Origin of the sequence: Variovorax sp. RTB1 (assembly GCF_035018765.1) — a bacterium.
Classification (GTDB): Bacteria; Pseudomonadota; Gammaproteobacteria; order Burkholderiales; family Burkholderiaceae_C; genus Variovorax.
Genome location: NZ_JASJXG010000022.1, coordinates 1 through 16,995, shown reverse-complemented (window position 1 = coordinate 16,995; position 16,995 = coordinate 1). Strand labels below are relative to the sequence as shown.

Below are 16,995 nucleotides of genomic sequence, written 5' to 3'. Positions count from 1 at the left end.
GCGCCGTGCTGAAGCTCGCCTAGAAGCGCACCCCGGTCGACAGCCGCGCCATGTTCTGCGGCGTGAAGTTGACCTTCGGGTCCCAAGCGGCGCGCACGAACCAGCGTGGCCAGTCATAGCCGACCGACAGGCCGACGCGACGAATGAACTGGCCGTCGACCGTGCCCTGCTTGGCAAGCAAATCGACAGTCAGCCGCTCGCCGTTGCCCACGCCCTGGCGCCATATCAGGTGCACGTGTTGCTGGTCGGGATTCAGGCGGTTGTCGCGCACCAGCTGCACTTGCAGTGACGTGGCCTCGGACCAGCGATAGCCACCGTAGGCTGTGTACGAATCGTTCGGGTCGAAGTTGAGGTTGGCGTAGCTGCGCAGGTTGGTGCGGCCGAGCCCCGCACCGACGAACCAGCTGTCGCCGGTCTCCACCGCGAGGCTGCCGCCGAAGAAGCCGCCCGATGCCGCCTGCAACGACGGCAGCACGCGCACCGGTCCGAGCGTGATGGTGCGGTCCCAGCCGCCACGCAACTGCGAGAAGTCGAGCACCGGCGAGCGAAACCAGCCGAGCCAGACATTGCCGGATCCATAGTCGTAGCGCAAGTTGACGTCGAGCCCCGGTCCCGCCGGCAAGCCGCCGCCCGACACGCCGTAGTAGCCGACAGTGAGCTTGTAGGGTGTCGGCGCTTCTTGCGCCGCAGCCTGTTGGCAGAGCCCCAGCGGAAGGAGCGCCGCAAGGCAAACGGTTGGGAGAGAGAAACAGAAACAAAAACGAAGAGGGCAGCGCATGCCGCGAATGTACGGCGCCCTCTATGTCATCGAGCTGACTACTTCGCCGGAATCGGAGCCTGTTGGGCTTGAACGTTGGGGCTGGTCGGATTCGACATCGTCGAGATGACGCGGCTGTTGACCCGCGATCCGCCAACCACGTTTTGATCCGGTGCGGCAGCCGTCGCACGGGCCGGCGCATCGACAGCGGCGGGGTCCATCGTGGAGACGAAAGGATCGGCGCCGCGCGAGCCGCGTGTCACGTTCTGGTTGACGGCGTGCGCCGCATCGATGGCTTGCTGCTGCATTTTTGCCGGGTCGGCCGTGGGCGTGAACTTCTCGGCACCGCGTGAGCCGCGCGTCACGTTCTGGTCGGGCGCGCGGGCTGCGGCGATGGCTTCGGCTTCGACCTGGGCGCGGGTGCGGCCGGTGGCGGGTTGGGCTTGGGCGGCGGTCACGGCCAGCACGGCGATGGCCGCAGTAGCGATGTTCGTGTAGAGCTGTTTCATGATCGGTCCTTGTCTTGAGTGGTAGGTGTTAACCCGAATCCAAGGTTAGGCCTCTCACAAGGCAGGCGGATGACACGCGCTGCATCTCGCGGCGCATGCTTTTCTGATGGCAGTCGACTTAGTCGACTTGCTTCTTCGGCCGACCCGACTTCAGCGGTGTCAGCGCATCGAGCGCGGCGCGCAAGGCGGGCGCCGACATGGCTTGCAACGCGTGCAGGCCCGCACGCAGCAACTCACTCTTCTTGGCCGGACGCTTGAACATGACGGCGCGGTCTTTGAGCCTGGCGATCAACGCGTAGTCGTCTTGCGGCATCGTGAAGCTGTCACGCACCAGCTTGTCCTTTTGCTCGGATGTCTTGCGGGTGTCGATGGCTTTGGTCGATGACTTGACCGAGGACTTGGCGTTCGATTTTGCGGACGACTTCGGCGCAACCTCAATTTGCTTTGCGGGCGCTGGCTTCACCGGGACGATCGGGCTGACCTTTTTTGGCGCAGGCTTCTTGATGAGTGAAGAAGCTTTCTTCGCGGCTGGCAATGGCGCGGTCTTCAGCTTTGGGATGGGCTTGGCGACCGGTTTGATGGCCGTCTTTGCGACCGGTTTTGCCACGGTCTTCGTGACAGGTTTTGCCGATGCCTTGACCGATGCTTTCGGCGTTGCTTTTGGGTTTGACTTCGGCACCGGCTTCGCGGGCAGCTTTGCTGCAGCCTTGCGCGCGGGTGCGACCGCCTTCTTCGGCGCCGCTTTGCGAAGGGGCGCAACAGCCTTCTTGGCTGCAGGCTTCTTTGGCGTCGCGGCGTCGTCGGGCACGGTGGTCGCAGCGGCGGCGGGTGCAACTACGGCGGTCGCTGATGCATTCGAGGCCTTCGGCGGAGTAGAGGTCGGCCGTGCGCTGGAAGTCGCGATATCGGCGGTTGCGTCAGGGGAAGGCGATGCGGTTGCAATGGGATTTGTCATTGATTTTTCTTAAATGGTGTAAATCATTTATACCATAATTATCGGATTAGTCTGATCTACAACACTTAAGCTTCACTCAAATGATTCGATTCAATGTTCGTTCGATCGCGGCGACCGTCGCGACTCTGCTGGTGCTCTGTTTGGCAACGTGGGGTTCCTTCGTGCAGGCAAGCACATCGAGTGCGTCCGCCGCCATGGAGCGCTACGACGGTATGTGCGAAGCCTCTGCAGCAGTGGCGCTCGACTCGCAGCACTTCGTCGTCGGCGACGACGAGAGCAACGCACTCAACGTCTACCGCATCGGGCAGAGTGCGCCTGCGCGGCCCGCCGTCGACTTGGCAGCGTTCCTCGCCACAGGAGACAAGGCGTCCGACATCGAAGGCGCAACCCGCATCGGCGACACCATCTACTGGATCTCGTCGCACAGCCGGACCTCATCGGGCAAGGCCAGACCTTGGCGGCGCCGGCTGTTCGCCACGCAGGTCGATCTCGGCGTATCACCGCCCACCGTTCGCCCCGTTGGCAAGCCCTATGTCGACCTGATCGAAGACCTCGCTTCGGCACCCGAACTCCAAGGACTCGGTCTCGGCAAAGCGGCCGACATTGCGCCCGAGCAACCGGGTGGTCTGAACATCGAAGGCCTGGCCGACACGGCTGACGGACATTTGCTCGTGGGCTTTCGCAATCCGCTGAAAGACGGCAAGGCGCTGCTGGTCCCCATCACCAATCCTGCTGCGCTGCTGGTCCCCATCACCAATCCTGCTGCGCTGGTGGTCGGCGACGGAGCAAGGCCAGCGTTCGGGCCACCCGCGTTGCTCGACCTGGGAGGCCGAGGCATCCGCAGCATGGAACGCATCGGCGCCGTCTACTGGATCGTCGCCGGACCGACCGGCGATGTCGGCAGCTTCGCGCTGTACGCATGGGATGGTGTGCCGACGCATCCGGCCACGCCCGCACCGGTGGCACTGCCGGCGCAGTTCAGTGCCGAGGCGCTGTTCGCTCTACCCGGCACGGGTCAGGCGATGCTGCTGAGCGATGACGGCACCCTGCGCGTCGAGGGCACACGCTGTGACCAGTTGGACAAAGCGAAGCAACGCTTCAGGGCACTGCGCATCCCGCTTCAAAGATAGAAAGCGCATCGACACTGCACGTCGATGCGTGCGCGCTCCATGTCACAAAACGGTCAGACGATCGTGGCAGCATGAAGAAGTGACAGCCGCGGGCGCTGGTAGGGAATGCGCAAGCACCTCAACCATGAGGCATCCCGATGTTTGCGGCTGTTGCTATCCCCATTGCTCCACAGTGGGCGTGAATTTGGCGAGCCGGGTCGCGCGATCCGCAAAAAGCGGTGCACCGACATATCGCAGTGGCGCCTGGATGTGCGCATCGGCCAGCGACAGATGCCGGACTGCTTCACGCAGCCGGAGCACATCGGAGTCCTGATCCCCATATCTGGCGGACATTTTCTCGAGCAGATGGCTCAAGCGTGCGTTCTCTTTGCTCATTTGAAGCTCCTGTCAGAAAAAGCAGCTGGCAATTGAAGCTTGCACGCCAGTCGCCAACCTCTTCGTTATAGGGCAGAGGCGGATCGTCTGCCGATGGTTTTTGTTTCGAGGCGCAACGCAGCGAGCGAGTCCGCCGCTGCCACTGCTGCAGCGACAGCCGCTGGAAACTGTCACGTCAAGTCGCTAACCTCAAAACAATATGGCAACAGCGGATCAAATGACGGTGGTTTTTGTCTCCAGGCGCAATTCGCTTCGCAGTGTTCTGGCGCAGGCCTGCCTGGAGCATCTGGGCCAAGGCCGTTTTGTGGCGCTGTCTTGTGGAAGACCCGGATATGTCGCAGAGGAAGTGCATCCCGCTGCGCTGGGCGCGCTTGCCGGTGCGAGCATGCAGCCGCCCGCAATGGTTCCGGCCGCGTGGACCCAGCTCCGGTCGCGCGATCTCGCCAAAGCCTCATTCATCATCACGCTGGACACAGAGACACACGGGCACGAGCCATCGTGGCCCGGTCAGCCGGATTCGGCGCTGTGGGAGATGCCGGACGCTGCTGGACAGGATGATCCGGAAGCAGCGGCCTATGGCGCCATTCAGATCATCTATGCGCTCCGGCGCCGAATCGAACTGTTCGTCAACCTGCCGATGGCGAAAGGCGAGCGCGCATCGATTCGAGACGACATCAGAGACATGGGCAGGATGGGCTAGCGCTCGTCGATGCTTTATGCCGCACCGAATCATGTTTCATCAGACATCAGCAGCCCGACCATGACCTCACCTATGTTTAGATTGCGCGTCGATCGCGTTGAGCACGGCAATTTCGTATGGGTGATCACTGAAGTTGGTCCGTTGATAGAAGAGACGGAGCTTGCTTCGTCTCTGAAGGAATACGCGACACCTGGTGATGCGTTGGCCGCGGGCGCCAAGGTGCTGGAGCAGACAAAGGGCGATTAGCCGCACGCCATCGGCCGAGACGTTAAATGTCACAAATGGTATCTAGCATGGGCCGATGAACTTGCCCTGCCCCTCTCGCCGCCGCTTGCTCGGTGGCACCCTCGGCGCCGCAGCGCTGACGCTGTTTTCGACAGACGCCACTGCGCTTGCACCACTCGTTCGACCTCCGGACGTACCTGCGGTTCAGATGACGCAAATCATGGACATGTCGCCGAGCCAGCAAGCGTTGTCGCGCGACTACGCGACAGGATTCCGGCTCGCCTTCGCTGAATCGACTGCCAAGGCGGGACCACGCATCGAGCTCAAATCCATCGAGGTCGATGGATCGGATGCCGCATTGCAAGACGCCATCAAAAAGGTCAAGGCTGACAGCAGCCAGGTGGCCATGATCGGTACGGTGGGCGAAGGCCTGGCGCTGGCGAGTCTGAAGCAGGCGGAGAAGAACGGACTCGAGATTGCCCATGTCGCGCCGTGGCTTGCCGACTCGCGCTTCGACGGCCAAGTCAATCTGTTCGCACTTTTCGCTTCGAGGGAGGATCAGATTCGGTACGTGCTCAAGGGCTTCGCCACCATGGGCGTGTCGGAGTTGGGCATCGTGTATCCGAACGCAGCGCACGAGGCTGCATTGCAGCCGGGGACAGCGCAGATCCTCGAGCGGTTGAAGCTCAAGGCACGAGTGCTCACTGCAACCCAAGAGAGCGATCTCGAATCCTTCGGCAGACACCTCGATGCAAAGGTGCCGTACTTTCTGCTTTTCATGGGCAGCGCGATCGAACTGTCTTTGTTCACGCGCGGGCTCAGCAAGCGGGGAATGCAGCGCTATGTGGTCTGCTTGTCCGACGTCGACGCCAACACCTTCTTGCAACTCGCACCGGGCACGGCCGTGCCGATCGTCTTCACTCGCGTCGTGCCAGACCCGCGTGACGGCAAGGTGGCGGTGGTGCGGGCCTACAAAAGCGCACTTCAGCGCTATTTCGACGAAGACCCTTCACCCACGAGCCTGGCCGGCTACCTCGGCGGCCGCTACGCCGCTTCAGTCGTTGCTTCCGCAGGTTCGACTCCGGGGCGCGCCCGCGTTCTGTCGGAGTTCAAACGGCGTGTTGCGACCAACATCGACGGTTGGCGCTTCGATTTCGCTGCTGACGGACGGGCCAGCAGCTACGTGAGTCAGACCTTGTTGAACAGCAACGGCAGCCTTGTCGGCTGACGCACCACAGCCCATGGCGTGCGACCGCGAAAGTGCGAGATCGCCCCTTTGCGCAATGACGGTCGGCAGGAGTGGCCGAAAGACAAGGTGATACGTCAGCCTCGATGGAAGGCTCTCAAAAACTGCAGCCCCGCGTCTTCCAACGAGCCGTCGTTGTACACCTCGATCGCGCCCGCTGGCGCTTGAAATGCAAGAGCGCGCTCTATGCGCGCTTCGACGGCGGCCGGTGTTTCACGGCCGCGCGCCAGCAGACGCGCCCGCAACGTGTCGACGCTCGCGGTGACATGAATCACCTCGAGCTCCGGAAATCTGATCAGAGCTTGAGACAGGTAGGCACGCGACCCGTTGACGATCACCCGACAGCCCGCGTCGAGCGGCGCCAATTCGACATGTCGAACGCCGTAGCGCAAGCCGTTGGCTTGCCAGTCGAAGGCAAATGCCTGCGCCTCGCACAGCCTCTGAAAAGCTTGTGCATCGACGCTGTGGTGCTGCTCATCGCCCGACTGCACTGGGCGGGTGATCGTGCGGCGTGCCCAATGGACAGACGCCTCCAGAGGAAGATGGTTTCGAAGCCACGCGAGGAGGCTGTCCTTGCCGGCGCCGGAAGGGCCCATGACATAGATCAGCTGCCCCTTCATCGGCCCAACCTCATGTGCTCGACGAGTTCGAAGTCGGCGCCGGGACGCGGCTCGGCAAAGAGCGCGACCGAGTCGAAGCGACAGGCGGGCAATGCGCCGAAGCACTGGGTGGCTGCGGCTTTGATCGCGTCGACGACCTGCGACGGCGTGTCACCCAAGGCGCCCGTGAGCGACATGTGAAAACGAAAAGCGTCCAGCACGAAGGGGTAGCCCCAGCGCAGTAGCAACGCGTCTTCTTGCGGAGTCAACCGTGCTGCCCGCCGACGCTGCAGCTCAACCGGTGACAGCGTTGCAGCCAACGCATGAAGTCCCGTCACGCAAGCCGCTGCGACCGCGTTGATTCCGTCGAGTTGGCCGCAGTCGCCTTCCGGCACAAGGGCGAGAAAATCGTCGAGCTGTTGCACCTTCAACCCGGGCAACGTAAAGCCTTCGAACCCCGCGCACAGGTCATGCAGGCGATCGCGCAGCGCCTTGAATTCCACGCCCGGAGCGAGCGCGAAAGGCGCCTTGAGCGTTGCGTGCCATCCGTAGCGACGCGGCGCGCGGGTCAGGCGCTGTTGCACCAGGCTGCTGACGCCCGGCACGACAGGCTGCGGCAGCGATCGCCCTTGCGCTGCGCAGCGTCCGATCCATCGACTGCCGACTTCCCACCAAATGCTGCTCTCTGCCGGCGCGAAGTACGCGGCATAGCGATGCGCCGTTCCGTGTGACGCTGGATCACTCATCGTGAGCCACTGTGAGGGTGACGCGGTCACCGGCAAACCAAGCCAGCGCATATTCAATGGGCACACCCAGCGGGTCGACGTTGACGCTCTCGACCAGCAGCACCGGCCGGCTCGCCGTTTGTCGAAGGTGCGCTGCCACGATGGCATCGGGCATCTGCGCGGTGATGCGGCTTTCGAGCCGCGTGTAGTCCTTGACGTCATGCGCGGCGAAGCCGGCGGTGATCGATCCGGTCTCGCGCACCACTTCTTCGAGACCGTCGAAGCGGGGCAGCGGAAAGTAGCGTTCGCTGAAGTTCAGTGGCTGACCCTCGGCCTCGCCCAGGACGCGCAGGCACAGCACCGCGCTTCGGGCTGGCACGCGCAACGCACGCGCCTGCGTGGCCGTTGCGCGCACGTTCTTCGCGTCGAGCACGCGCAGTGCGCCGCGCAAACCCGCATGCACCATGTTTTGGTGGTGCCGCGTCCGTTTGGCCAGCACAAGGTCGACTGCGAACTCTTCGACATAGGTACCGCTGCCTTGTGCGGCGCGCAGCAGGCCCTGACTGCACAGGCTCGCGAGCGAGCGCCGGATCGTGTGGCGATTCACGCCGAACTGCTCGGCCAGCGCGTGCTCCGACGGCAGGCGTTGGCCTGGTGGGTAGACCCCGCGCGCGATGGATTCGGCCAGCTCGGCCGCAATTCGGGTCGAGAAGCTTGCACGCGTTGCGGTCGCGGAAAGGGAAGCGGAGGTAGAGGAATTGAAGGCAGTGATGGCTGTCATGAAAACTACACGCCCCGGTCCTAAGCTCGTGGCAGTTGTCCGATTTGTCTATACAACTTTTCCAGAGTAGCACCTTCATGTTTCATGCCTTTGACAGTCATCCGGTCGACCGGCCTGCAGATCGTGCGCAGTGGATGGCCTTGCTGGCGCGTGCCCCGATGGCGCTGCTCGAGCCGGCGCTCGGACCGCATGCGCTTTGCGCGCCACGTTGGCTGCGCCCGCCGGAGACTGGACTGATGATGGTCCAGGGCCGTGTCGGCGGGACCGGAGAGCGCTTCAACCTCGGTGAGGTCACGGTGACCCGCTGCGCGCTGCGGCTGCCTGACAGGCGCTACGAGCAGGCGGCCGTCGGCGTGGCCTATGTGCTGGGTCGCTCGCACCGCCAGGCACAACTGGCCGCGGTGGCCGATGCGCTCCTGCAGGAGCCGGAACAGCAGGCATTGCTCGACGCCAGCTTGCTGGAGCCGGTGCGGGCGCACCTGGCCCGCGAGCGCGCACGTCGTCATGCGCGTGCGCAGACCAGCAAGGTCGAGTTCTTCACCGTGGCGCGTGAAACCGGGTCGGCACGCGACGAGGAGGGCGACGAATGAAGCCGGCCGATCTGCGCGCCATCGGCGCCGGTTTTTCCGATCTCTCGTTTGGCAGCCAGGCCGTGTTTCGCGCTGCGTTGCATGCGCTCTCCTACCCTGGCCGTCCGGTCGACCTTCCGCATGATGCGCAAGTGCCGGCGCATGGACATGCGGCTGCGGCCGCTCTGCTGCTGGCGCTGCTCGACCCGGACTGCAAGCTCTGGCTGTCCCCCTCGCTGGCAGGTACCGATGCAGCCGCGTGGCTGCGCTTTCATTGCGGCTGCGTGGTGGTCGAAGAACCGGCGCAAGCGCAGTTCGCCTGGGTCGCAGCCAGTGACGACATCCCTTCGCTCGCAAGCTTTGCACAAGGCAGCGACACCTATCCCGACCAGTCGACGACTTGCGTGATCGAGGTGTCTGGCCTTGCCGAAAGCGCCGTTGCATCGGGTGAGGCCGGTTGGCGCCTGCAAGGTCCGGGCATCCGCGAGCAGGTGCTGCTGAGAGTCGAAGGCCGTGCGCCGTCGACCGCCGCGACGCTGGTGGCGCAGCGCACGCTCAACTACGCGGCCTTCCCGCGCGGCGTGGACCTTTTTCTCGCGACGGCCCGCCAGATCGTGGGCCTGCCGCGCACCACCCGCATCGAACTGGAGGCTTGAAGCATGTACGTTGCCGTCAAAGGTGGCGAAGCCGCCATCCTCAACAGCTACCGGCTGCTGGCCGAGCAGCGACGCGGCGATACCGCCACGCCAGAGCTCTCGATCCGGCAGATTCGCGAGCAGCTCAAGCTGGCGGTCGATCGCGTGATGACCGAAGGCTCGGTATACGACCCCGAGCTCGCCGCGCTGGCGATCAAGCAGGCCTCGGGCGATCTGGTCGAAGCCATTTTCCTGTTGCGCGCCTACCGCGCGACGTTGCCGCGCCTGGGCAGCAGCGTGCCGCTCGATACGGCGCGGATGGACCTCGATCGGCGCATCTCCGCCACCTTCAAGGACCTGCCCGGCGGCCAGGTGCTGGGCCCGACCTACGACTACACGCAGCGGCTGCTGGATTTTTCGCTGCTCGCGCAAGGGCAGGAAACGCCCGCCGGACTGCCTGCGACAAAGCTGCCTGCGACTGAGGCGAACGAGGCCGCATCGACACCCCGCGTCGTCGATCTGCTGCACCACGAAGGCCTCATCGAAACACGCCCTATGCCGCCAGGCGATCCGGCGCCGGTGGACATCACGCGCGAGCCCTTGCGCTTCCCTGCGGAGCGCGCGAGTCGTCTCCAGAACCTGGCACGCGGCGACGAGGGGTTCCTGCTCGCCATGGCTTATTCCACCCAGCGCGGCTACTCGCACAGTCACCCTTTCGTGGGGGAGATCCGGTTTGGCGGGGTCGCGCTCGAACTCGAGCCCGAGGAACTGGGCTTTGCAATCTCCATAGGCGATCTTGAAATCACAGAGTGCGAGATGGTCAACCAGTTCGCCGGGAGCAAGAGCCAGCCGCCCCAGTTCACGCGCGGCTATGGCCTGGCGTTTGGCCACAGCGAGCGCAAGGCGATGGCCATGAGCCTGGTCGACCGCGCGCTGCGTGCGGAGGAACTGGGCGAGGCGGTCGAGTCGCCGGCCCAGATGCAGGAATTCGTGCTGTCGCACAGCGACAGCCTCGAGGCCTCCGGCTTCGTGCAGCACCTGAAGCTGCCGCACTACGTGGACTTCCAGTCCGAGCTGGCCCTGGTGCGCAAGATGCGCGCCGCCGCCAGCCAGGCGACGAACCAGGCCACGAACCCACCGACCGATAGCGAGCTCCCATGAACCCATCGCTTGTCCCGCAGGATGCCGGGCCGGTTGTCGACGCCTACGCCGACGATGCCGTCGCGCAGAACTTCAACTTCGCCTACCTCGACGAGCGCACCAAACGGATGATTCGCCGTGCCGTGCTCAAGGCCGTTGCCATCCCCGGCTACCAGGTGCCTTTCGGCTCGCGCGAAATGCCGTTGCCGTACGGCTGGGGCACCGGTGGTATCCAGGTCACCGCGGCCGTCATCGGGCCGCGCGACGTTTTGAAGGTCATCGACCAAGGCTCGGACGATACGGTCAACGCCGTCAATATCCGGCGCTTCTTCGAGCGCACTGCGGGTGTTGCGACCACCACGCGCACGCACCAAGCCACGCTGATCCAGACGCGCCACCGCATTCCCGAGGCGCCGCTGGCCGAGGGGCAGGTGCTGGTCTATCAGGTGCCGGTTCCCGAGCCGATGCAGCGACTGGAGCCGCGCGAGAGCACCACCCGAACGCTGCATGCGCTGGCCGAATACGGGCTGATGCATGTGAAGCTCTACGAAGACATTGCTCGCTACGGTCACATCGCCACCACCTACGACTATCCGGTGCTGGTCAATCACCGCTACGTGATGTCACCCTCGCCGATCCCTAAATTCGACAACCCGAAGATGCACATGAACCCTGCATTGCAGCTGTTCGGCGCAGGGCGCGAGAAGCGCATCTACGCCGTGCCTCCGTACACACCGGTCGAGAGCCTGGGCTTCGAAGACCATCCGTTCGAAGTGCAACGCTGGGACATGCCGTGTGCCCTGTGCGGCGCCACCGAAAGTTTTCTCGATGAGGTCATCACCGACGACCGTGGCACGCGCATGCACGTGTGCTCGGACTCGGACTACTGCCAGACGCGCGCAGCGTCTTGCGCAACGGAGGCTGCATGAGCGCCGACCCGACGTCGTGCGCGCCGCCGCCGCTGCTGCGCGTGCGCGGCATCGGCAAGCGCTATGGCGATCGCGTGGCGCTGCAGGACGCGTCGTTCGATCTTTGGCCCGGCGAAGTGCTGGCCGTGGTGGGCGAATCGGGCTCCGGCAAATCGACGCTGCTCAACGCCGTCGCGGCGCGCTGCCTGCCGGACACAGGTAGCGTGCAATTCCTGACGCGCGCAGGGCGTCTGCAGGAAGTGTTCGACATGAGCGAGGCAGAGCAGCGCCTGCTGGCGCGCACCGACTGGGGCTTCGTGCATCAGCATGCACCGGACGGCCTGCGCATGGACGTCTCGGCGGGCGCCAACGTGGGTGAGCGCCTCATGGGGCTCGGCGAGCGGCACTACGGCCGCCTGCGTGCCACCGCGAGCGAGTGGCTCGAGCGCGTGGAGATCGAGCCACGCCGCATCGACGATGCACCGCGCACCTTCTCGGGGGGCATGAGGCAGCGCTTGCAGATCGCGCGCAACCTGGTCACGCAGCCCCGGCTGATGTTCATGGACGAGCCGACCTCCGGCCTCGACGTGTCGGTACAGGCCCGCCTGCTGGACCTGCTCAGGCAGCTGACGCGGCAGATGCAACTCGCCGCGATCATCGTCACGCACGACCTCGCCGTGGCGCGCCTGCTGGCACACCGCATGGTGGTGATGCAGCGCGGCCGCGTGGTCGAGTCAGGGCTCACCGATCAACTCCTGGACGATCCGCAGCATCCCTACACCCAGCTTCTCGTGTCCTCGGTGCTCCAGCCATGAACCACCCGCTTCTCCGAGTCGAGGGGCTGGCCAAGCGGTTCACCCTGCACCATCAGAACCAGCTCGAGTTGGCCGTCTTCGACCGCGTCGACCTCAACGTGAATGCTGGCGAATGCGTGGTGCTCGATGGCGCCTCCGGCCTGGGCAAGAGCACGTTGCTCAAGCTCATCTATGCCAACTACCGCGCCAGCGCGGGCAGCATCCGCGTGCAGCCAGCGCAGGGCGAGGCAGTGGAGGTGACGACCGCTTCCCCGCGCGAGCTGGTCCGCCTGCGGCGCGACACCATCGGCTACGTGAGCCAGTTTTTGCGCGTGATCCCGCGCGTCTCGGCACTGGATGTGGTGGCCGAATCCCTGGCCGAAGACGCGGGCGACGACGCCTGCGCCATCGAGTCGGCACGCGAGCAGGCGCGTGCCTGGCTCACACGGCTGCACATCCCCGAACGCCTCTGGCACCTGCCGCCGGCCACCTTCTCGGGGGGCGAGCAGCAGCGCATCAACATCGCCCGCAACATGATCAAGCCCAAGCCGCTGTTGCTGCTCGACGAGCCGACCGCGGCACTCGATGCAGGCAACACGCGCACCGTCATCGAACTGATTCGCGAGGCGGCGGCGCGGGGCGCGGGAGTGGTCGGCATCTTCCACGACGCGGCGGTCGGCGCGGCGGTCGCCACGCGCCGCATCGACGTCGCAGATTTCAAGGGTCGGTCATGAGCGCCACGATGGTTTTCCGAAACGCCCGCATGGTGCTGGCCAACGAGGTGGTGCGCGGCACGCTCCACGCGGTCGATGGGCGGATCGCCAGTTTCGACACCGGCGACACTGCCCAGGGCGCGCTGGACCTGGAGGGCGACTACCTGCTGCCCGGCTTGGTGGAAGTGCATACCGACAATTTCGAGCGGCACCTGATGCCACGGCCCAAGGTGCATTGGGCAGAAATGCCGGCCTTGCTCGCGCACGATGCCGAAGTGGCATCCGCCGGCATCACCACCGTGTTCGATGCGCTCGGCGTCGGCGAGGCCGACACCGAAAGCCTGCGCGGCAGTACGTGGCACAAGGTGCTGGCGACGATCGACGACTGCGCCACGCGGGACCTGTTGCGCGCGGACCATCATCTGCACGTGCGATGCGAGTTGCCGGCACCCAACACGGTCGAGCTGTTCGAGCCGTTCTGCGGCCACCCGCGGTTGTCGCTGATTTCCCTGATGGACCACACGCTGGGTCAGCGTCAGTGGGAAAACATCGACTTGGCGCGCATCTATTACACGGGCAAGAAGGGCTGGAGCCGCGAGAAGTTCGAGCATCGGGTGGCCGAGGCCGGCGCATTGCAGGAACGCTATGCCGCGCCGCACCGCAAGCACTTCGTCGACTACTGTCGTACGCACGGCATTGCACTGGCGAGCCACGACGACACCACGGTCGCGCACGTCGAACAGGCGCATGCGGATGGCGCCAGCCTGTCGGAGTTTCCGACCACGCTGGTGGCTGCACGTGCCGCACGCGACCGCGGACTGTCTACCGTAATGGGGGGACCCAACGTCGTGCGCGGCGGCTCGCATTCGGGCAACGTGGCCGCATCCGACCTGGCGCGCAACGGACTGCTGGACATCCTCTCGTCCGACTATGTGCCCAGCAGCCTGTTGGGTGCCGCCATGCGCCTGGTGGCCGACGATGTGTTTACGCTGCCGCGTGCCGTGGCGACCGTCACCAGTGCGCCGGCAAAGGCGACAGGCTTGAACGATCGTGGCTCGATCGCGCAGGGGATGCGCGCCGACCTGGTGCAGGTCCGCATGACCGACATGGCGGACGGCACGCAGCACGCCGTGGTGCGCAGCGTCTGGCGAGAAGGCCGCCGCGTGCTTTGACCCGCGGCTGACACACGCGCGTCGTCTAAGTGTCAATGCCACGTCATACCCGTTCACCAGACTCCGGTTGTCTAGACGACTTTAAAGAAGCCCATGGAACCCATCCTGCGCATTCGCCAGCTCAACAAGCATTTTCCGAACGGCCTGCACGCGCTGCGCGACATCAACGTCGATGTTGCGCGTGGCGAGATGGTCGCGCTGATCGGCGCATCGGGCTCGGGCAAGTCGACGTTGCTGAGGCACGTGGCCGGCTTGGTGGCAGCCGATGGCGACAGCGAATCCCTCATTGAGATCGACGGCCGTCGCGTACAGCAGGGTGGTCGCGTGCACCGCGACATCCGCAAGGTGCGGGCACAGGTGGGTTTCGTCTTCCAGCAATTCAATCTGGTGGCACGGTTGCCGGTGCTCATGAACGTGCTGGTGGGTTCGTTGCACCGCACGCCCTGGTGGCGCAGCTGGCTGCGCGCCTTCACCGCCGAGGAGCGGGCGCTCGCGCTCGACGCGCTGGCCCGCGTGGGCATCGCCGATTGCCATGCGCAACGTGCGTCCACGTTGTCGGGTGGACAACAGCAGCGCGCCGCCATTGCACGCGCACTGGTGCAGGGCGCGAAGGTGGTGCTGGCCGACGAACCCATCGCCTCGCTCGACCCCGAATCCTCGCGCAGGGTGATGGAGATCCTGGCGCGCATCCATCGTGAAGACAACTGCACCGTGATCGTCTCGCTCCACCAGGTCGAGATCGCGATGAAGTACTGCGCGCGCGTGATCGCACTCAACCAGGGCCAGGTCGTGTTCGACGGGCCGGCCGCGGCGCTCACGCCCGTATTGCTTCGTGAGCTCTATGGCGCGGATGCCGAAGAACTGCTGGGCGCGCGGTCTCCCGAGGGCGGCACTGTTCATGTGTTGCCGCAGGTCACCGTGGCGCCGTGGCCCGCGCAAGGTACCCGCGTCGTCGCCTGACGGTCCTGCCGACGCCCGTTTTTCGAGCGCCTTTATTCCCCCCCCTCCGGAGCAATCCATGATCAAGAAACTGTGTGCAACGCTGGCCCTCGGCCTGAGCATGACCTGCGCTTTTGCGCAGGACATCAACTTCGGTTTTATCTCGACCGAGGCCTCGGCCAATCTGAGGCAGGACTGGCAACCGCTCATCGACGACATGAGCCGCCAGACCGGTTTGAAGGTGACTGCCTTCTTTGCGTCCGACTACGCCGGCATCATCGAAGGCATGCGCTTCAACAAGGTGCAGATCGGCTGGTTCGGCAACAAGTCGGCAATGGAAGCGGTGGACCGCGCCAGCGGCGAAGTGTTCGCGCAAATGGTCAATGCCGACGGCACGCAGGGCTACTACTCCCACCTGATCGTGCACCGCGACAGTCCGATCAACAACCTGGACGACGTGCTGAAGAACGGCAAGAGCCTGAGCTTTGGAAACGGTGATCCGAATTCAACGTCCGGCTTTCTGGTGCCAGGCTACTACGTGTTCGCCAAGAACCACGTTGACGCCAAGTCGCTCTTCAAGGTGACGCGCAGCGCTAACCACGAGACGAACGCGCTGGCCGTTGCCAACAAGCAAGTCGACATCGCGACCAACAACAGCGAGAACCTGGAAAAGATCAAGGAGCGTTTCCCTGAGAAGTTCAAGGACATCAAGGTCGTCTGGACCTCGCCGCTGATCCCGCTCGACCCGCTCGTGATGCGCAAGGACATGCCTGAAGAAACCAAGGCCAAGATCCGCAACTTCTTCTACAACTACGCCAAGACCGACGCACGGGAAAAGGAAATCGTGATGAAGATTTCCAAGCTGTCGGGCTTCAAGGAATCCAGCGACCGGCAGCTGCTGCCGATTCGCCAACTGGACCTCTTTGCCCAGCGCAACAAGGTGGAAGCCGATGCGGTGCTGAGCGAGAGCGACAAGAAAACCCGCCTGGCCGATATCGACAAGAAGCTCTCCGCGTTCAACTGATACGAGCAACGCAACGCCCACTTCAGTCCATGCAGCCGATCGTTTTCACCCCGCGCGCGCCGCTACCGGTCACGCCAGCGCCTCGGCGCAGTCTGGTCCGGCCCTTCGGTTGGGCGATTCTCCTGGCGCTGCTGGCTGCGTCATGGAAGGGCGCCGACATGCGCCCCCTCGACCTGTGGCGCGACTCGGGGAACATGGCCACGTACGCAGCGGATTTTTTTCCGCCCAATTTCGCGCAGTGGCGCACGTATGTGGAGGAGATGGTCGTCACGTTGCAGATCGCGCTGTGGGGCACGGCGCTGGCCGTGCTGACGGCGGTGCCACTCGGACTGCTCGCCTCGGCCAACATCGTGCCGTGGTGGATTTATCAGCCGATGCGCCGCTTGATGGACAGCTGCCGCGCCATCAACGAGATGGTGTTCGCCATGCTGTTCGTCGTCGCCGTCGGGCTCGGTCCGTTCGCGGGTGTGCTCGCACTGTGGATACACACCACCGGGGTGCTGGCCAAGTTGTTCGCCGAGGCGGTGGAGTCGATCGACCCGCAGCCGGTGGAGGGCATCCGGTCCACCGGGGCCAGTGCGCTGCACGAAATCGTCTACGGCGTCATTCCACAGGTCATGCCGTTGTGGATCTCGTACGCGCTCTACCGCTTCGAGTCGAATGTGCGATCCGCCTCGGTGGTCGGCATGGTGGGTGCAGGCGGTATCGGGGTGGTGTTGTGGGAGATCATCCGTGGCTTTCAGTACGCCGAGACCTGCGCGGTGATGATCATCATCATGGTGAGCGTGAGCCTGATCGACCTGCTCTCGGCACACGTCCGCAAGCTCTTCGTTTGAATCCGCGCGACGGCTCAGCAGGCTGCGCCTGCGGCTTCGATGCGATGGCCGTCCGCCTCGTACACGGCCAGACCGGACGCGGCCGTTTTCGCGCCGTGCTTGGCGCGCGCCGCTTCGGTGGCGACGTCTTCCACCGTCCGGCATGTGCCCGGCGCGATGTGAACCGCGCCGATGCAAAGGGTGGCGCAGGGAAAAAACCGCATCGTTCCGTGGCGGTCTTCGGCATGGATGCCGCCGGCCAGGCGATCGGCCTCGTCGTAGAG

The 16,995-nt window shown here is 64.5% G+C and carries 22 protein-coding genes and 1 pseudogene; 15 read left to right on the top strand and 8 right to left on the bottom strand.

Annotation, left to right across the window (positions count from 1 at the left end; translation table 11 throughout):
- Positions 1–19: 19 nt before the first annotated feature.
- From QN397_RS14860 to QN397_RS14850, 3 genes are all read right to left on the bottom strand, one after another.
- Positions 20–778, bottom strand: a complete 759-nt coding sequence (locus QN397_RS14860; RefSeq protein WP_323501276.1) for a hypothetical protein — start codon at positions 776–778, stop codon at positions 20–22.
- Positions 779–816: 38 nt separating this feature from the next.
- Complete coding sequence (locus tag QN397_RS14855; RefSeq protein WP_323501275.1) at positions 817–1,266, bottom strand: hypothetical protein; 450 nt, start codon at positions 1,264–1,266, stop codon at positions 817–819.
- Between the two features lie 118 nt (positions 1,267–1,384).
- Positions 1,385–1,729 (bottom strand): hypothetical protein, encoded by a 345-nt coding sequence (locus QN397_RS14850; RefSeq protein WP_323501274.1) that lies wholly within the window; start codon positions 1,727–1,729, stop codon positions 1,385–1,387.
- Positions 1,730–1,769: 40 nt separating this feature from the next.
- Here QN397_RS14850 and QN397_RS14845 point away from each other — a divergent pair, with 40 nt between their 5' ends.
- Positions 1,770–2,234 (top strand): hypothetical protein, encoded by a 465-nt coding sequence (locus tag QN397_RS14845; protein ID WP_323501273.1) that lies wholly within the window; start codon positions 1,770–1,772, stop codon positions 2,232–2,234.
- Positions 2,235–2,301: 67 nt separating this feature from the next.
- A complete protein-coding gene (locus QN397_RS14840) occupies positions 2,302–3,351 on the top strand; it encodes a DUF3616 domain-containing protein (RefSeq protein ID WP_323501272.1) in 1,050 nt (349 codons plus the stop codon).
- 153 nt (positions 3,352–3,504) lie between these two features.
- On the opposite strand, the gene QN397_RS14835 is transcribed toward QN397_RS14840, so the two are convergent.
- Positions 3,505–3,726, bottom strand: a complete 222-nt coding sequence (locus QN397_RS14835) for a hypothetical protein (RefSeq protein WP_323501271.1) — start codon at positions 3,724–3,726, stop codon at positions 3,505–3,507.
- A gap of 217 nt (positions 3,727–3,943) precedes the next feature.
- Between QN397_RS14835 and QN397_RS14830 the strand changes: the two genes are divergently transcribed.
- The 3 genes from QN397_RS14830 to QN397_RS14820 are packed head-to-tail and all read left to right on the top strand — an operon-like array spanning position 3,944 to position 5,879.
- Entirely contained in the window at positions 3,944–4,426 is a 483-nt protein-coding gene (locus QN397_RS14830; protein WP_323499274.1) for a protein tyrosine phosphatase, read from the top strand.
- Positions 4,427–4,486: 60 nt separating this feature from the next.
- On the top strand, positions 4,487–4,672 hold the full coding sequence (locus QN397_RS14825) for a hypothetical protein (RefSeq protein ID WP_187053515.1): 186 nt from the start codon (positions 4,487–4,489) through the stop codon (positions 4,670–4,672).
- Between the two features lie 55 nt (positions 4,673–4,727).
- Positions 4,728–5,879: a hypothetical protein gene (locus tag QN397_RS14820; RefSeq protein WP_323499273.1), complete on the top strand. Its 1,152-nt coding sequence runs from the start codon at positions 4,728–4,730 to the stop codon at positions 5,877–5,879.
- A 95-nt stretch (positions 5,880–5,974) separates the two neighbouring features.
- Here QN397_RS14820 and phnN read toward each other — a convergent pair whose 3' ends face one another.
- The 3 genes from phnN to phnF are packed head-to-tail and all read right to left on the bottom strand — an operon-like array spanning position 5,975 to position 8,002.
- Complete coding sequence (gene phnN / locus QN397_RS14815; RefSeq protein WP_323499272.1) at positions 5,975–6,517, bottom strand: phosphonate metabolism protein/1,5-bisphosphokinase (PRPP-forming) PhnN; 543 nt, start codon at positions 6,515–6,517, stop codon at positions 5,975–5,977.
- Positions 6,514–7,242: a DUF1045 domain-containing protein gene (locus QN397_RS14810; protein WP_323499271.1), complete on the bottom strand. Its 729-nt coding sequence runs from the start codon at positions 7,240–7,242 to the stop codon at positions 6,514–6,516. The genes phnN and QN397_RS14810 overlap by 4 nt, the downstream gene beginning before the upstream one ends.
- The gene (gene phnF, locus QN397_RS14805) at positions 7,235–8,002 is read right to left on the bottom strand and encodes a phosphonate metabolism transcriptional regulator PhnF (protein WP_323499270.1); all 768 of its coding nucleotides are present in this window, start codon (positions 8,000–8,002) and stop codon (positions 7,235–7,237) included. Before phnF ends, QN397_RS14810 begins: the two co-directional genes overlap by 8 nt.
- A 77-nt stretch (positions 8,003–8,079) precedes the next feature.
- On the opposite strand from phnF, the gene phnG reads away from it, so the two are divergent.
- From phnG to phnE, 10 genes are all read left to right on the top strand, one after another.
- Positions 8,080–8,592, top strand: coding sequence for a phosphonate C-P lyase system protein PhnG (phnG, locus tag QN397_RS14800; RefSeq protein ID WP_323499269.1), 513 nt, complete (start codon positions 8,080–8,082; stop codon positions 8,590–8,592).
- Complete coding sequence (gene phnH / locus QN397_RS14795; RefSeq protein WP_323499268.1) at positions 8,589–9,227, top strand: phosphonate C-P lyase system protein PhnH; 639 nt, start codon at positions 8,589–8,591, stop codon at positions 9,225–9,227. Before phnG ends, phnH begins: the two co-directional genes overlap by 4 nt.
- A 3-nt stretch (positions 9,228–9,230) precedes the next feature.
- Positions 9,231–10,367 (top strand): carbon-phosphorus lyase complex subunit PhnI, encoded by a 1,137-nt coding sequence (locus tag QN397_RS14790; protein ID WP_323499267.1) that lies wholly within the window; start codon positions 9,231–9,233, stop codon positions 10,365–10,367.
- The gene (locus tag QN397_RS14785; RefSeq protein WP_323499266.1) at positions 10,364–11,275 is read left to right on the top strand and encodes an alpha-D-ribose 1-methylphosphonate 5-phosphate C-P-lyase PhnJ; all 912 of its coding nucleotides are present in this window, start codon (positions 10,364–10,366) and stop codon (positions 11,273–11,275) included. The genes QN397_RS14790 and QN397_RS14785 overlap by 4 nt, the downstream gene beginning before the upstream one ends.
- Positions 11,272–12,069, top strand: a complete 798-nt coding sequence (gene phnK, locus QN397_RS14780) for a phosphonate C-P lyase system protein PhnK (RefSeq protein WP_323499265.1) — start codon at positions 11,272–11,274, stop codon at positions 12,067–12,069. Before QN397_RS14785 ends, phnK begins: the two co-directional genes overlap by 4 nt.
- On the top strand, positions 12,066–12,782 hold the full coding sequence (phnL, locus tag QN397_RS14775) for a phosphonate C-P lyase system protein PhnL (protein WP_323499264.1): 717 nt from the start codon (positions 12,066–12,068) through the stop codon (positions 12,780–12,782). The genes phnK and phnL overlap by 4 nt, the downstream gene beginning before the upstream one ends.
- The gene (locus tag QN397_RS14770) at positions 12,779–13,933 is read left to right on the top strand and encodes an alpha-D-ribose 1-methylphosphonate 5-triphosphate diphosphatase (protein WP_323501270.1); all 1,155 of its coding nucleotides are present in this window, start codon (positions 12,779–12,781) and stop codon (positions 13,931–13,933) included. The genes phnL and QN397_RS14770 overlap by 4 nt, the downstream gene beginning before the upstream one ends.
- A gap of 93 nt (positions 13,934–14,026) precedes the next feature.
- Entirely contained in the window at positions 14,027–14,893 is an 867-nt protein-coding gene (phnC, locus tag QN397_RS14765; RefSeq protein ID WP_323501269.1) for a phosphonate ABC transporter ATP-binding protein, read from the top strand.
- Between the two features lie 58 nt (positions 14,894–14,951).
- Positions 14,952–15,896, top strand: a complete 945-nt coding sequence (phnD, locus tag QN397_RS14760) for a phosphonate ABC transporter substrate-binding protein (protein WP_323501268.1) — start codon at positions 14,952–14,954, stop codon at positions 15,894–15,896.
- Positions 15,897–15,925: 29 nt separating this feature from the next.
- Positions 15,926–16,732, top strand: coding sequence for a phosphonate ABC transporter, permease protein PhnE (gene phnE, locus QN397_RS14755; RefSeq protein ID WP_323501267.1), 807 nt, complete (start codon positions 15,926–15,928; stop codon positions 16,730–16,732).
- A gap of 14 nt (positions 16,733–16,746) precedes the next feature.
- Here the strand turns inward: phnE and QN397_RS14750 are convergent.
- Positions 16,747–16,995, bottom strand: a pseudogene (locus QN397_RS14750) (diguanylate phosphodiesterase); the annotation flags it as partial.

What these genes read in the sequence shown, in the direction of transcription:
- QN397_RS14810 (WP_323499271.1), bottom strand. Translation starts at nt 7,242, where the DNA reads ATGAGTGATCCAGCGTCACACGGAACGGCGCATCGCTATGCCGCGTAC.
- QN397_RS14825 (WP_187053515.1), top strand. Translation starts at nt 4,487, where the DNA reads ATGACCTCACCTATGTTTAGATTGCGCGTCGATCGCGTTGAGCACGGC.
- QN397_RS14830 (WP_323499274.1), top strand. Translation starts at nt 3,944, where the DNA reads ATGACGGTGGTTTTTGTCTCCAGGCGCAATTCGCTTCGCAGTGTTCTG.
- QN397_RS14845 (WP_323501273.1), top strand. Translation starts at nt 1,770, where the DNA reads ATGAGTGAAGAAGCTTTCTTCGCGGCTGGCAATGGCGCGGTCTTCAGC.
- QN397_RS14770 (WP_323501270.1), top strand. Translation starts at nt 12,779, where the DNA reads ATGAGCGCCACGATGGTTTTCCGAAACGCCCGCATGGTGCTGGCCAAC.
- phnH (WP_323499268.1), top strand. Translation starts at nt 8,589, where the DNA reads ATGAAGCCGGCCGATCTGCGCGCCATCGGCGCCGGTTTTTCCGATCTC.
- phnK (WP_323499265.1), top strand. Translation starts at nt 11,272, where the DNA reads ATGAGCGCCGACCCGACGTCGTGCGCGCCGCCGCCGCTGCTGCGCGTG.
- QN397_RS14790 (WP_323499267.1), top strand. Translation starts at nt 9,231, where the DNA reads ATGTACGTTGCCGTCAAAGGTGGCGAAGCCGCCATCCTCAACAGCTAC.
- phnC (WP_323501269.1), top strand. Translation starts at nt 14,027, where the DNA reads ATGGAACCCATCCTGCGCATTCGCCAGCTCAACAAGCATTTTCCGAAC.
- QN397_RS14855 (WP_323501275.1), bottom strand. Translation starts at nt 1,266, where the DNA reads ATGAAACAGCTCTACACGAACATCGCTACTGCGGCCATCGCCGTGCTG.
- phnE (WP_323501267.1), top strand. Translation starts at nt 15,926, where the DNA reads ATGCAGCCGATCGTTTTCACCCCGCGCGCGCCGCTACCGGTCACGCCA.
- phnN (WP_323499272.1), bottom strand. Translation starts at nt 6,517, where the DNA reads ATGAAGGGGCAGCTGATCTATGTCATGGGCCCTTCCGGCGCCGGCAAG.
- QN397_RS14840 (WP_323501272.1), top strand. Translation starts at nt 2,302, where the DNA reads ATGATTCGATTCAATGTTCGTTCGATCGCGGCGACCGTCGCGACTCTG.
- QN397_RS14820 (WP_323499273.1), top strand. Translation starts at nt 4,728, where the DNA reads ATGAACTTGCCCTGCCCCTCTCGCCGCCGCTTGCTCGGTGGCACCCTC.
- phnD (WP_323501268.1), top strand. Translation starts at nt 14,952, where the DNA reads ATGATCAAGAAACTGTGTGCAACGCTGGCCCTCGGCCTGAGCATGACC.
- QN397_RS14835 (WP_323501271.1), bottom strand. Translation starts at nt 3,726, where the DNA reads ATGAGCAAAGAGAACGCACGCTTGAGCCATCTGCTCGAGAAAATGTCC.
- phnG (WP_323499269.1), top strand. Translation starts at nt 8,080, where the DNA reads ATGTTTCATGCCTTTGACAGTCATCCGGTCGACCGGCCTGCAGATCGT.
- QN397_RS14785 (WP_323499266.1), top strand. Translation starts at nt 10,364, where the DNA reads ATGAACCCATCGCTTGTCCCGCAGGATGCCGGGCCGGTTGTCGACGCC.
- phnL (WP_323499264.1), top strand. Translation starts at nt 12,066, where the DNA reads ATGAACCACCCGCTTCTCCGAGTCGAGGGGCTGGCCAAGCGGTTCACC.
- phnF (WP_323499270.1), bottom strand. Translation starts at nt 8,002, where the DNA reads ATGACAGCCATCACTGCCTTCAATTCCTCTACCTCCGCTTCCCTTTCC.
- QN397_RS14860 (WP_323501276.1), bottom strand. Translation starts at nt 778, where the DNA reads ATGCGCTGCCCTCTTCGTTTTTGTTTCTGTTTCTCTCTCCCAACCGTT.